The sequence below is a fragment of the uncultured Roseibium sp. genome (genome assembly GCF_963675095.2).
GTDB lineage: Bacteria > Pseudomonadota > Alphaproteobacteria > Rhizobiales > Stappiaceae > Roseibium.
The window spans coordinates 102216-114296 of record NZ_CAXXSJ010000014.1 but is presented as its reverse complement, the minus strand read 5'-3'; the positions used below and the strand labels follow the sequence as shown (position 1 = coordinate 114296).

The following is a 12081-nucleotide window of genomic DNA, read 5'->3' as shown; positions in this document are numbered from 1 at the left end:
GCTGCCGTCGGCAAGCCCCTCGACGAAGAAGCGGACTTCCGCGTCATCCAGAGTGCCGCCATCGCGTTTTTTGCGGATCAGTTCCTGCGCCAGCATGATCAGTACCCGTCGTTCGCCTCGATCTCGCCGCCCTCAAGGGTCGCGATCAGTGCATCCAGCAGGCCGCTTGCGCCGAAGCGGAACGTGGAGGCCGAGACCCAGTTGGGGCCCATGATCCGGTCGGCGAGCGACAGATAACCGGCCGCGTCCTCCAGGGTGCGGATCCCGCCGGCCGCCTTGAAACCAACGGATTTCTCGTGATCGCGCCGGGCTTCCTCGATCGCCGTCAGCATGACCTCGGCGGCATCCATGGTGGCGTTGACCGGCACCTTGCCGGTCGATGTCTTAATGAAGTCCGCTCCGGCCCCAATGGCGATTTCGGAGGCCAGATGAATCAGCAGGGGATCGGCCAGTTCGCCGGTTTCCAGAATGACTTTCAGGAGCGCGGGCTCCGGAATGACGGCCTTGACCTGGATGATCTGCTCTTCGGTGAAGCCCTTGCGGCCGTCCATGAAGGACCGATAGGGCATGACGAGATCGATCTCGTCGGCACCGTCGGCAATGGCTTTCTCCGTTTCCGCGACAACCGCCTTGGTGTCGGTACCGCCTTCGGGGAAGTTGACCACGGTCGCAACCTTGACGCCGGTGCCTTTCAATTCGCCGACCGCCTGGGCCACGAATTTCGGCCAGATGCAGACGGCCGCGACCGAGCCGTGTTCGGTCACCGCACGCTGCGTCAGCTCAAAGATATCGGTTGCGGTGCAATCGTCATTCAGGTTCGTCAGATCAAGAAGGCTCAGGGCCCGTTTTGCCATGTCGGTGGCCGAAAGGTCAGCCATGTCCAATCTCCTTCACAAATGCTCTGACGAGGTCTTTCATGCGCGCCATACCGGTCTGCGCAACACTCTTGGTTTGATCGTGGGACAGCGCCCCGGCCTGCAGGCCTGCCCCGTAGTTGGTGATGATCGACAGGGCGGCAACCCGCAGCCCCAGAAAACGGGCCATGATCACTTCCGGGACGGTGGACATGCCGACCGCATCCGCGCCCAGCATCTTAGCCATGCGGATTTCGGCCGGCGTCTCGAAAGACGGGCCGGAGAACCACATGTAAACACCTTCCGCCAGCGGATCGCCGGTTTCTTTGGCGACCTTTTTCAAAACACCACGCAGCTCCGGATCGTAAGCCGCGCTCATGTCGAGGAAGCGCTTCTCGTCTTCTTCGCCGATCAACGGGTTCTTGCCGGACCAGTTGATGTGGTCGGAAATCAGCATCGGGCTTCCGGGTGCCACGTCCTCGCGTAAGGATCCGGCCGCATTGGTCGCAAGCAGGATGTCGCAGCCGAGCTCCTTCAACGTCTCCACCGGCGTGCGCATCACGGTCGGATCGCCGCTTTCATAATAGTGCGCGCGCCCGGAGAGGATCACGACCGGCACACCGGATAGGCTTCCCGCCACCAGTTCGCTCGAATGGGAGGTGACGGTGGACACCGGGAACTCGGTCAGATGGGAGTAGGGAATGCGCACGGCATCCTCCACTTCTTCGGCAAGCGATCCCAGCCCCGAGCCGAGGATCATGCCGATGCGATAAGAGCCCGGACGGGCGGCGCGGACGATCTCCGCGCATTCATGGCCAAATCCGCTCATGACGGATCAATCCCCTTCTGTCAGTTCAAGCGCGATTGCCGTGGAGTTCAAAGCCCGCCGGCAGTAACTCGGCCACCGTAAAACTCTGCTTAATGCCGTCGAGATCGGCGATGTGAACAACCACATCCGGAGCCGAAAATTCCTTCAGCTTCTGACGGCAGCCACCGCAAGGCGAGCAAAGCGCGGCATCGCCGATCACCACCACTTCGCCGATTCGCGTCTCGCCCGCCAGAACCATTGCCGCGATGGCGCCGGCCTCAGCGCAGGTTCCTTCCGGATAGGCGGCATTTTCCACGTTGCAGCCGGAAAAGACCTTGCCGTTTTCGGTGCGGATTGCCGCGCCGACCTTGAAATCCGAATAAGGCGCATAGGCGTTCTCGCGGGCCGCCTTGGCCGCTTCGAACAAGTCTTCGAGCCCGCTCATGTGCGCTCCTTCAGATAGGGAATGCCCGACGCCTTCGGCGGGATCGCCTTGCCGATGAAGCCCGCAAGCAGGATCACGGTCAGGATATAGGGCAGCGCCTGGAAGAACTGAACCGGCACTTCGCCAAGCCCGGGGATCTCCTGCCCCTGAAGACGGATCGCCACCGCATCGAGGAACCCGAACAGCAGACAGGCGAACATGGCGTTTGCCGGGCGCCACTTGGCGAAGATCAGGGCGGCGAGCGCGATGAAGCCCTTGCCCGCGGTCATGTCCTTGATGAAGCCGGAGGACTGGGCAATCGACAGGTAACTGCCGGCGATGCCGGTGAGGATGCCGCAGGCGATCACCGCCCGGTAGCGCAGCCAGACGACCGAGATGCCGGCCGTGTCGACCGCCGCCGGGTTTTCGCCAACGGCCCTGAGACGCAGGCCGAAGCGGGTGCGGAACAGGATCCACCAGGTCACCGGTACGGCGAGGAAGGCGACATAGACCAGGATGTTGTGGCCGGACAGAAGCTCCGAATAGACCCCGCCCACGACCGGAATGTCACGGACCTGTTCAGCGAAGGGAAGCTGGATATTGCCGAACCGGCCACCCTCGGGCAGCGGCGGTGTCCTCCCGCCCTGGCGGAACCAGGTCTGGCCGAGAAGGGCCGTCAGGCCGGCGGCCAGAAAGTTGATGGCGACACCGGAAACGATCTGGTTGCCCCGGTTGGTGATGGAGGCAAAGCCGTGCACCAGCGCCAGGGCGATGGCGACCACGATCCCGGCCAGCAGCCCGAGCCAGGCATTGCCGGTGACATAGGCGACAGCACCGGCGCCGAAGGCCGCGCCGAGCATCTTGCCTTCAAGGCCGATGTCGACCACGCCCGACCGCTCCGAATAGAGACCGGCGAGACAGGCCAGCAGCAGCGGTGTCGACAGGCGGACGGTGGAATCGAGAATAAGGATCAGGGTATCGAACATCTTAGTCTCCTACCCTGCCTGCTCTGCCGGAGACCGGCTGAATGAGAAAAACTGGACCAGCGCCGGGCGGAACATGTGTTCCAGCGCACCGGCGAACAGGATCACCAGACCCTGGATCACGATGATCATGTCGCGGGTGATTGCCGGCTTTTCGAAGGAGAGTTCCGCCCCGCCCTGATAGAGCATGCCGAACAGGATGGCGGCGAGCACAATGCCAACCGGATGGGCCCGGCCCATGAGCGCGACGGCGATGCCGACGAAGCCGTAGCCGGTGACGAATTCCAGAAGCAGCCGGTGCTGAGACCCCATGATCTCGTTGATCGCCATCATTCCGGCAAGACCACCGGAAATCAGCATGGTGACGACGATGACCCGGACCGGAGAAATACCCGCATAAACGGCGGCCGTCGCGTTTGCCCCGAAGGCCCGGATCTCGTAGCCCAGACGCGTTCGCCAGACGATCAGCCAGACGGCGACCGAGGCAAGCAGGGCGATGATCAGGGCGAGGTTTACCGGCGCGGTACCGAAATCGATGCCGGGCACGAATTCCTTCAGGAACGGCAGCTTGCCGCCGGCCTCGAAGGTGCGCGTTTCCGGCTGCATGGAGCCGGGCTTCACCATGACATTGACCAGCAGATAGTTCATCAGCGCGGCAGCGATGAAATTGAACATGATCGTGGTGATGACCACGTGGCTGCCACGCTTCGCCTGCAGCCAGGCGGGAATGAACGCCCAGGCAGCGCCCATGATCGCAGCACCGGCAAGCGCAAACGGCATGGTCACCCACCAGGGCACGTAATGGTCCAGCGCCAGGCAGGCCCAGGCCACACCCAGTCCGCCGATATAGGCCTGGCCTTCGCCGCCGATATTGAACAGGCCGGCGTGGAAGGCTACGGCCACCGCGAGGCCGGTGAAGATGAAATTGGTGGCGTAAAACAGGGTGAAACCGATCCCCTCGCCGAAACCGAGCGAGCCCCAGAGCAGGATCCTGACCGCCTCCAGCGGGTTTTCGCCGATCAACAGCACCACCAGCCCCGACACGAGGAAGGCGGCGATCAGGTTCAGGATCGGGATCAGGCCGAAGTCGACCCAGCGAGGCAACTGTCCCGAGCTCATGCGCTTTCTCCGTGTACGCCGGCCATCAGCAGACCCAGCTCGCTTTCGTCCGTTTCGGGCGCGCGTTCGCCGACGATCTTGCCGTCGAACATGACCAGCACCCGGTCGGCAAGGCCGCGAATTTCGTCAAGTTCCACCGACACCAGCAAGACCCCCTTGCCCGCATCGCGCATTTCGATCAGGCGCTTGTGAATGAACTCGATCGCGCCGATATCGACGCCGCGGGTCGGCTGTCCGACCAAGAGCACGGTCGGATCGCGCTCCATCTCGCGCGCCAGGACGATCTTCTGCTGATTGCCACCGGAGAAATTGGCGGTCTTGAGCAGACAGTCCGGCGGTCGGATATCGTATTGTTCGATCTCTTTGCGGGCCGCGTCCCGGATCTTCGGAATGTCGAGCAGGAAACCCTTCGAATATTCCGGATCGTTGTGGTAGCCGAGGATCGCGTTTTTCATATTCCAGAAAACTGGTGACCAGGCCCATGCGGTGCCGGTCCTCAGGGACGTGCCCCATATTCCGCTCACGCATTTCCGCCGGATCGACATGCGTTTCGGCAAGGTCGATCGTCTCGCCCTCGATGGTAATCTTTCCGGAGGTGGCCTTGCGGATACCGGCGAGCGTTTCCAGGAGTTCCGACTGGCCGTTGCCCGAGACCCCGGCAATGCCGACGATCTCGCCGGCGCGGACATTGAAGGACACGTCCTTGACGACCTGAACGCCACGGCTGTCGGTCACGGTCAGGTGCGTGACATCCAAGACCGTTCCCTTCGGTTCGGCCGGTTTCTTGTCGACCTGCAACAGCACACTGCGGCCGACCATGAGTTCGGCCAGTTCCGCCATGGAGGTCTCCGAGGTCTTGCGGGTCGCCACCATCTCGCCGCGGCGCATGACGGAGACCGTATCGGTGACGGCCATGATTTCGCGCAGCTTGTGCGTGATCAGAAGGACCGTCTTGCCCTCGTCCTTGAGCACCTGCAGGATCCTGAACAGGTGATCGGCTTCAGCCGGCGTCAAGACCCCGGTCGGCTCGTCGAGAATGAGGATTTCAGCTCCGCGGAACAGGGCCTTCAGGATTTCCACGCGCTGCTGCAGACCGACCGGAAGATCTTCGATCAGCGCATCCACCCCGACCTTGAGGCCGTAATCGTCTTCCAGCCGTTTCAGTTCCTGGCGCGCCCTGGATACCCCACCGGACAACAGCGGTCCGCCTTCCGCGCCCAGGATCACGTTTTCCAAAACGGGGGGTGAAATTGTCGACCAGCATGAAGTGCTGGTGAACCATGCCGATACCGAGCGAAATCGCAGTCTTGGAATCGCCGATTTGGGCTTTCTTGCCATCGACAAGGATGTCGCCGCTGTCAGCCTGGTAGAAACCATAGAGGATCGACATGAGCGTCGACTTGCCGGCGCCGTTTTCGCCGACGATGCCGTGGATCGATCCCTTGCTGACGGTCAGGTCGATATTCCGATTCGCATGGACCGGGCCGAAACTCTTGGAGATGTTGCGAAGTTCGATCGCGGGCGTGTCGCTCATGCCCGGCTCCGGCAGTGTTTTTGTTTTCTTGTCATATCGCCCAGTCCAGGTTGGCGGCCGCGACCCGATTTTCGATCGGTCTTACGGCCGCGGGCAGGCCCCGTCGGTCAGAATGTCGTGCACCTTGATCTCGCCGGAGGAAATCGCAGCGACCGCAGCATCAGCGGCGGCGATCATCTCAGGCGTCACCAGGCTCTTGTTGTTGTCGTCCAGAACCCAATCCATGCCGCCGTCGGCCAGGCCGAGGACACGGATACCGGGCTTGAACGCGCCGTCATGGGCGGTCTTGAAACTGTCGAAGACGGCGTTGTCGACCCGCTTGCGGATCGAGGTCAGCACATGGCCCGGATGCAGGCCGTTCTGGTTGGAATCGGTCCCGATCCCGAGCACACCGGCATCCGCCACAGCCTGAAGCACACCGATGCCGGTGCCGCCCGCAGCCTGGATAATCACGTCGGCACCCCGGCCGATCTGGCTGCGGGCCAATTCACCCCCGCGGGCCGGGTCGGCAAAGGCCGCAGGCGTTGTGCCGGCCATGTTGTAGAGCACCTTGATGTCCGGATTGACCGACCGTGCGCCGAGCTGATAGCCGCACAAAAACCGTTGGATGATCGGGATGTCCATGCCACCGACAAAGCCGATGGTTCCGGTCTTGGTCGCCATCGCGGCCAGAAGGCCGGCGATATAGGCGCCCTCGTTTTCCTTGAAGACGTAAGACGCCACATTCGGCGCATCGACGACCATGTCGACGATGGCAAAGGAGGTGTCCGGAAACTCTTTCGCAGCCTGGGTGACCGACGAAGCCTGGTTGAAGCCGATGGCGACGACCGGCTCATGGCCACGATTTGCGAAGTTCCGCAGGGCCTGAAGGCTTTGGGCATCCCGGTCGAGTTCGAACTCCCGGACCTTGGTCTTGAACTCGTTTTCGAACCGCTGAACGCCGGCGTAGGCGCTTTCGTTGAAAGATCCGTCGAACTTGCCGCCGACCGAGTAAACGATCGCCGGATCCGCGACGGCAGCCGTGCCGGCAAGGATCAGAACGCCGAAGACCAGGGCGCCGAAACCGGCCAGTGTCTTCGCAACCAGATTTTTCATCAAAAGCTCCCGCCGCCGGCGCATCGATTGTTGATATTTTCAATAAACGACGACCGCCGCATCCGGGTCAATTCGGATGCGGCGGAAATGCGGGGATCAGAACGGGCACTTCTCGTCAGACATGTAGTCATGGACCTGGATCGTGCCGGCGATGATATCGGCCTTGGCCTTTTCGACCGATGCCTTCATTTCAGGCGTGATCAGCTTCTCGTTGTTTTCATCGAGCGCCCAATCGATACCGCCTTCGGCAAGGCCCAGAACCTGAACGCCTGAGGTCCAGGCGTCGTTCTTGGCGTCTTCAAAGGCCTTGTAGACGGCTACGTCGACGCGCTTGAGCATGGAGGTCAGCACGGAACCCGGATGCAGGGGCATTCTGGTTGCTGTCCACGCCGATGCCGAGCTTGCCGGCGTCGGCGGCTGCCTGGAGAACACCGATGCCGGTGCCGCCGGCCGCATGGTAGACAACGTCCGCGCCGCGGTCGAACTGGGACTTGGCGAGTTCGCCGCCCTTGACCGGATCGTTCCAGGCAGCACCCGTGGTGCCGGTCATGTTTTCAAAGACCTCAGCCTTCGGATTGGCAGCAAGCACACCCTGCTTGTAGCCGCAGGCGAACCTGCGGATCAGACCGATGTCCATGCCGCCGACGAAACCGACCTTGCCGGTCTTGGAGGCTTCGGCCGCCAGCATGCCGACGATGTAGGAACCTTCCTGCTCCTTGAACACGATGGAGCGCACGTTCGGCAGCTCGACGACCATATCGACGATGGCGAACTGCGTGTCCGGGAATTCCTTGGCGACCTTTTCGATTGCATTGGCCTGGGAGAAGCCGATGGCGACGATCGGGCTCTGGCCGCGCTTTGCGAAATTCCGCAGGGCCTGTTCACGCTGGGCATCGTTCTGGATTTCGAAATCGCGGTATTCGACGCCGGTGTCCGTCTTGAACTTCTCGGCGCCAGTGTAGGCGCTTTCGTTGAACGACTTGTCGAACTTGCCGCCGAGATCATAAAGAACGGCCGGCTTGATATCCGCCGCCATGGCAGCGGATGAAAACGCCATACCAGCCAGTGCGGCTGTAATCGTCAGGAGCTTTTTCACTTTACATGTCCTCCGACATTCGGAGCCGCCCCGTCGGCGGACCCTTCGTAGACTTCCCCTATCGGCCCGGTCCGCGTCATGCGGAGCGGGCCAACTGCAATCCGATCTTGTCGCTCAAGGCCCTTGCCAGGGTCTCGTCGGCAACCAGATCGGTAATCACACCGGCGCGCAGGGCCGCAAGGGCCGCATCCACCTTGCTCTCTCCGCCCGCCAGCGCAATAAGCCGTGCCCCCTGCACCTCGTTGAAATGGAGACCGACCGCGCAGTCGCCCAGAGATACGGGAGCAATCTTTCCGTCGATCGTCAGGAACCGGCCCATCAGGTCGCTGACGGCGCCGCTGTCCATGAGATCCGCCTGCTCTTCCTTCGAAATCATGCCGCGCTGGATCAGATGGCCCTCGTTCTCCACAGAGCCGATCCCGACGATGAAGACATCCGAGCCGCGCGCGCGTTCCATCAGGTTCTGGACGCTGCGCTGGCCGAGGAACATGTCCTTCTCTTCCTGGCTCTCGGCGAAATAGGGCACGGGCAGATAGTAGCCCTCGCCGCCGGTGCGCTCCTGCATGCGCTGGACCACGTCGAACGGATTGGCCGCAAGCGTCCGGGTCAGGGAGCCGGAGATGGAGATGATTTCCAGGTCGGGCCGATTGACCCTGGGCATGGCCTCAACGGCCGCCTTGATCGTCCGGCCCATGCCGACGCCGATGCGCCGAACCGCATTGGACGAAACGACATCGGACAGGATATGGGCTGCGGAGACTGCAACGGCGCGAATTGCCCCGTCCACATCGCCGCCACCAAGATCCGGCGCAATGATGCAGCTGTTCAGATTGAATTCACCGGCGATGCGTTCTTCCAGTTCGAGGCATTCGAGCGGCCGACCTTCGATCTGGAACTTCACATAGCCCGCCTTTTGGGCGTGGGCGATCAGCCGGTGCACCTTCGCCGGGGACATGCCCAGCTGCTTGGCGATTTCCCCTTGCGTGCGGCCGCCGACAAAAGACAACCAGGCCGCCCGGATCGCCAGGTAGTTCGTCCAATCGTCCTCGCGCGCCTGCATCGGAAGGTCGCCCCCATCCTTATCGCGGAATCAGGCCTTGTCGCGTCATCACGCGGCCCGAAAGAGTCTTTGAAAAATTATTCACTCAATGCGAATTTCTTCAAGACTGCCTGCGGAGCGCGCTTGCGTCAAGCTAAGAAATCGTAAATTTTTTGGGCAAATGCTGCTTTTTTAGTCAAAAAATTTGAATGACTGACAAATGTGCCGAGCCCGGCAATTTTTTCCCACTTACGTAGCGGCGAAGCCAAACCCGGCAATTTTTGCCTTGTTCGTAGGCAAATGATGCTTACCTGTTGGTAATGCGCACTTTGTGCACTTTTAATTTTGCCAGTTAAATCAGAATCAGGCCTACTTTGGCACGGCTATTGCTTTGTTTATCAGGTTCGCCAGCTAAACGATTCTCGCGGATATCCGCGATTTTCGCGATGGCCGGCGCGCAAAAAACAAACCCATTGAACCGACTAGGGAGATCCATTGGAAACAGCGTGAGGTAAAAAGGAGAAAATCTATGCCTCTCAGAATGTGCAAAAACCCCATCACTTCTGCGGGAAGTTTTTTCCTTGCAGCATTCATGACGGCCACCTGCGCAATCGCAGGCACCGCAAACGCGCCAAAAGGCGCCTTTCAGTTCGAAGCGTACGACCCTAACAAGGAAGTCGATGTCGAACTGGTCCTGGCCGTCGATATATCTCAATCCATGGACACTGACGAGCAGGAGGTCCAGCGGGCAGGCTATGTCGCTGCGCTGACATCCGCCGATTTTCTGGATGCGATCAAGATCGGCCCGATCGGGCGGATCGCGGTCACCTATCTGGAATGGGGCGGCGTGGACGAGCACTTCATCGTGGCCGACTGGACGGTTATCCAGGACAAGCAGAGTGCGGCAGCCTTTGCTTCCAAGATCGCCGAAGCCCCCCTGCGCCAGGTTCAACGGACCTCCATTGCCTCGGCATTGCACAAGTCCGTCGAAATGGTTCAGACCAATGCCTATGCGGGTCTGCGTCAGGTGATCGACATTTCCGGTGACGGGCCCAACAACCAGGGTGGCTCGGTGACGGACGTGCGCGATCAAACCATCGCAACGGGCGTTACAATCAACGGGCTGCCGTTGATGATGAAGGCGAACCAGAATTCCTGGCAGGCCATGCTTCAGCTCGATCACTATTACGAAGACTGCGTGATCGGCGGTCCGGGCTCCTTCGCCATTCCGGTGCGTTCCAAGGAAGGCTTCGAGGATGCCATCCGCATGAAGCTGGTCATGGAAGTCGCCGGAGCCACATTCGAAGATCCGCTGGTGAAACGGGTTGCGGGACGCGAACCGATCCGCTGCGGACTGTTCGACTAAAGGGTCTCAACTGACCGGCCAGGGTTCACGCCCTCGTCCGGACGAACCTCGCGGGAAGGTTCCATTGCGCTGACAGGCGAATGTGTCGGCTTGTGCCTCGGCCGGACATCCGCACGTCATCGTCTACGCTCTCTGTCCGCCCCCTCTGTCTGCCCCCGCTTGCGTGGCGCAGAAACCATTTCCTGCACCCCCTCCCTAAAACTTCCAACAGGTCTTTTCCTGCACCCTTTGCGATCACCCCGACATAGCGGTACATCTGTTGCATGCGAAATGCGGATGTCCGGAGACCTTTTCATGGCTGATCGCCCCGTCCTGGCTCTCGTGGCCCACGACGCCAAGAAGGATGCGATGGTGGAATTCGCCAGGCGCAATCGGGACAAGCTGGCCGACTTCCGCCTCGTGGCGACCGGCACCACCGGCGGGCGTATCGCCGAAGCCTGTCCGGAACTCGACATCACCCCTTTCAAGAGCGGCCCCCTGGGCGGCGATCAGCAGATCGGCGCGATGATCGCCGATGGCAACCTCCAAGGGCTGATCTTCTTCGTCGACCCGCTGACGCCCATGCCCCACGACGTGGACGTGAAGGCGCTGATGCGCCTTGCCCTCGTCTACGACCTGCCGATGGCGCTCAATCTGTCCACGGCGGAAATTCTGCTTCGCTCCGCCCGCCTGACCGGTCTAAAAACGACTTCCACGACGCCCGAGATCGATCTTTTCCGTTCATGAGCATGTCCCTGCCGTCCGCAACGTCCTTTGCCTTTCCCGTCCTCGTCGCCGATATCGGCGGGACGAACGCGCGCTTTGCCCTGGTTGACCACGCGCAAGCGGAAACGGATCTGCTCCCGTCGGCGGCAACGGCCGACCATCCCGATATCGTTTCGGCGATCAAGGCGGCCCTTTCCGCGACCGACAAAGCGCCGCGCACGGCGATCGTCGCGGTCGCGGGCCCGGTGACCGGCGACCGGATCCCTTTGACGAACGCGGACTGGGTGATCGAACCACGGAAGATGATCGCCCAACTCGGGCTCGACGACGTCGTCATCCTCAATGATTTCGAGGCCCAGGCGCTCGCCCTGCCGGGCCTGAAGGACAGTGACACGGAGCAGATCGGCAGCGGCAAGGCCCGGCCGGACAGCACCAAATTCGTTCTCGGCCCGGGAACCGGCCTCGGAGCAGCGGCGATGATCCATGCCGCTGACACCTGGATCCCCGTTCCCGGCGAAGGTGGACATGTGGAACTGGGGCCGGTCAGCGCCGACGACTATCGGATCTGGCCTCATATCGAGCGCCTTGGCGGACGGATCGGCGCCGAACAGGTTTTGAGCGGCACCGGCCTTCCCCGACTGGCCAGGGCGGTCGCCGCATCCATGACGGCAGAGCGGAATTTCTCCTCCGCCGCCGATATCACCGAAGCCGCCGATGCCGGCGATGCCGTTGCCGTGAAGACGCTGGAAGTCTTCGCCGGTGGCCTCGGCCGTGTGGCGGGCGACTTCGCCCTGTCGCTGCTTGCCCGGGGCGGCGTCTATCTGACCGGTGGCGTCACACTGCATATTGCGCGTTTCCTCACCGGCGGCGCCTTCAGATCGGCCTTTGAAGCCAAGGCCCCGCATGAGGCCCTGGTCGGATCGATCCCGACCTTCATCGTCCGCCATCCCAATCCGGCGCTCGAAGGGCTCGCCGCCTTTGCCCGCACACCGCATCGCTTCGCCGTCGACATGGCCGGGCGGCGCTGGCGACAAGAGGCACAGGCCTCCGCCTGACTG

Annotated in this window: 10 protein-coding genes and 2 pseudogenes; 3 read left to right on the top strand and 9 right to left on the bottom strand. The window is 61.7% G+C overall.

Going from position 1 to position 12081, the window contains the following annotated elements; genetic code table 11:
- Positions 1-98: 98 nt before the first annotated feature.
- The 9 genes and pseudogenes from deoC to ABIN98_RS05635 form a co-directional block, all read right to left on the bottom strand.
- Positions 99-878: a deoxyribose-phosphate aldolase gene (gene deoC, locus ABIN98_RS05675; protein ID WP_346908173.1), complete on the bottom strand. Its 780-nt coding sequence runs from the start codon at positions 876-878 to the stop codon at positions 99-101.
- Positions 871-1683 (bottom strand): purine-nucleoside phosphorylase, encoded by an 813-nt coding sequence (locus ABIN98_RS05670; protein ID WP_346908171.1) that lies wholly within the window; start codon positions 1681-1683, stop codon positions 871-873. Before ABIN98_RS05670 ends, deoC begins: the two co-directional genes overlap by 8 nt.
- 25 nt (positions 1684-1708) lie before the next feature.
- The gene (gene cdd, locus ABIN98_RS05665; RefSeq protein ID WP_346908169.1) at positions 1709-2107 is read right to left on the bottom strand and encodes a cytidine deaminase; all 399 of its coding nucleotides are present in this window, start codon (positions 2105-2107) and stop codon (positions 1709-1711) included.
- Entirely contained in the window at positions 2104-3072 is a 969-nt protein-coding gene (locus ABIN98_RS05660; protein ID WP_346908168.1) for an ABC transporter permease, read from the bottom strand. The genes cdd and ABIN98_RS05660 overlap by 4 nt, the downstream gene beginning before the upstream one ends.
- A 9-nt stretch (positions 3073-3081) precedes the next feature.
- On the bottom strand, positions 3082-4188 hold the full coding sequence (locus ABIN98_RS05655; protein WP_346908166.1) for an ABC transporter permease: 1107 nt from the start codon (positions 4186-4188) through the stop codon (positions 3082-3084).
- Positions 4185-5722 (bottom strand): annotated as a pseudogene (locus ABIN98_RS05650) (ABC transporter ATP-binding protein). Before ABIN98_RS05650 ends, ABIN98_RS05655 begins: the two are co-directional and overlap by 4 nt.
- An 81-nt stretch (positions 5723-5803) precedes the next feature.
- Positions 5804-6817 carry a BMP family ABC transporter substrate-binding protein gene (locus tag ABIN98_RS05645; RefSeq protein ID WP_346908164.1) on the bottom strand — a complete coding sequence of 338 codons (1014 nt, stop codon included), beginning with the start codon at positions 6815-6817 and terminating at the stop codon, positions 5804-5806.
- Positions 6818-6913: 96 nt separating this feature from the next.
- Positions 6914-7874: pseudogene (locus tag ABIN98_RS05640) on the bottom strand (BMP family protein).
- 115 nt (positions 7875-7989) lie between these two features.
- Positions 7990-8973: a sugar-binding transcriptional regulator gene (locus ABIN98_RS05635; protein WP_346908162.1), complete on the bottom strand. Its 984-nt coding sequence runs from the start codon at positions 8971-8973 to the stop codon at positions 7990-7992.
- A gap of 571 nt (positions 8974-9544) precedes the next feature.
- Here ABIN98_RS05635 and ABIN98_RS05630 point away from each other — a divergent pair.
- The 3 genes from ABIN98_RS05630 to glk all read left to right on the top strand — a co-directional run bounded on the left by ABIN98_RS05630 (position 9545) and on the right by glk (position 12078).
- Positions 9545-10318, top strand: coding sequence for a DUF1194 domain-containing protein (locus ABIN98_RS05630; RefSeq protein ID WP_346908160.1), 774 nt, complete (start codon positions 9545-9547; stop codon positions 10316-10318).
- 294 nt (positions 10319-10612) lie between these two features.
- Positions 10613-11044, top strand: coding sequence for a methylglyoxal synthase (locus ABIN98_RS05625; RefSeq protein WP_346908158.1), 432 nt, complete (start codon positions 10613-10615; stop codon positions 11042-11044).
- Positions 11041-12078: a glucokinase gene (gene glk, locus ABIN98_RS05620; RefSeq protein WP_346908156.1), complete on the top strand. Its 1038-nt coding sequence runs from the start codon at positions 11041-11043 to the stop codon at positions 12076-12078. Before ABIN98_RS05625 ends, glk begins: the two co-directional genes overlap by 4 nt.
- Positions 12079-12081: the final 3 nt, after the last annotated feature.

What these genes read in the sequence shown, in the direction of transcription:
- deoC (WP_346908173.1), bottom strand. Translation starts at nt 878, where the DNA reads ATGGCTGACCTTTCGGCCACCGACATGGCAAAACGGGCCCTGAGCCTT.
- ABIN98_RS05670 (WP_346908171.1), bottom strand. Translation starts at nt 1,683, where the DNA reads ATGAGCGGATTTGGCCATGAATGCGCGGAGATCGTCCGCGCCGCCCGT.
- cdd (WP_346908169.1), bottom strand. Translation starts at nt 2,107, where the DNA reads ATGAGCGGGCTCGAAGACTTGTTCGAAGCGGCCAAGGCGGCCCGCGAG.
- ABIN98_RS05660 (WP_346908168.1), bottom strand. Translation starts at nt 3,072, where the DNA reads ATGTTCGATACCCTGATCCTTATTCTCGATTCCACCGTCCGCCTGTCG.
- ABIN98_RS05655 (WP_346908166.1), bottom strand. Translation starts at nt 4,188, where the DNA reads ATGAGCTCGGGACAGTTGCCTCGCTGGGTCGACTTCGGCCTGATCCCG.
- ABIN98_RS05645 (WP_346908164.1), bottom strand. Translation starts at nt 6,817, where the DNA reads ATGAAAAATCTGGTTGCGAAGACACTGGCCGGTTTCGGCGCCCTGGTC.
- ABIN98_RS05635 (WP_346908162.1), bottom strand. Translation starts at nt 8,973, where the DNA reads ATGCAGGCGCGCGAGGACGATTGGACGAACTACCTGGCGATCCGGGCG.
- ABIN98_RS05630 (WP_346908160.1), top strand. Translation starts at nt 9,545, where the DNA reads ATGACGGCCACCTGCGCAATCGCAGGCACCGCAAACGCGCCAAAAGGC.
- ABIN98_RS05625 (WP_346908158.1), top strand. Translation starts at nt 10,613, where the DNA reads ATGGCTGATCGCCCCGTCCTGGCTCTCGTGGCCCACGACGCCAAGAAG.
- glk (WP_346908156.1), top strand. Translation starts at nt 11,041, where the DNA reads ATGAGCATGTCCCTGCCGTCCGCAACGTCCTTTGCCTTTCCCGTCCTC.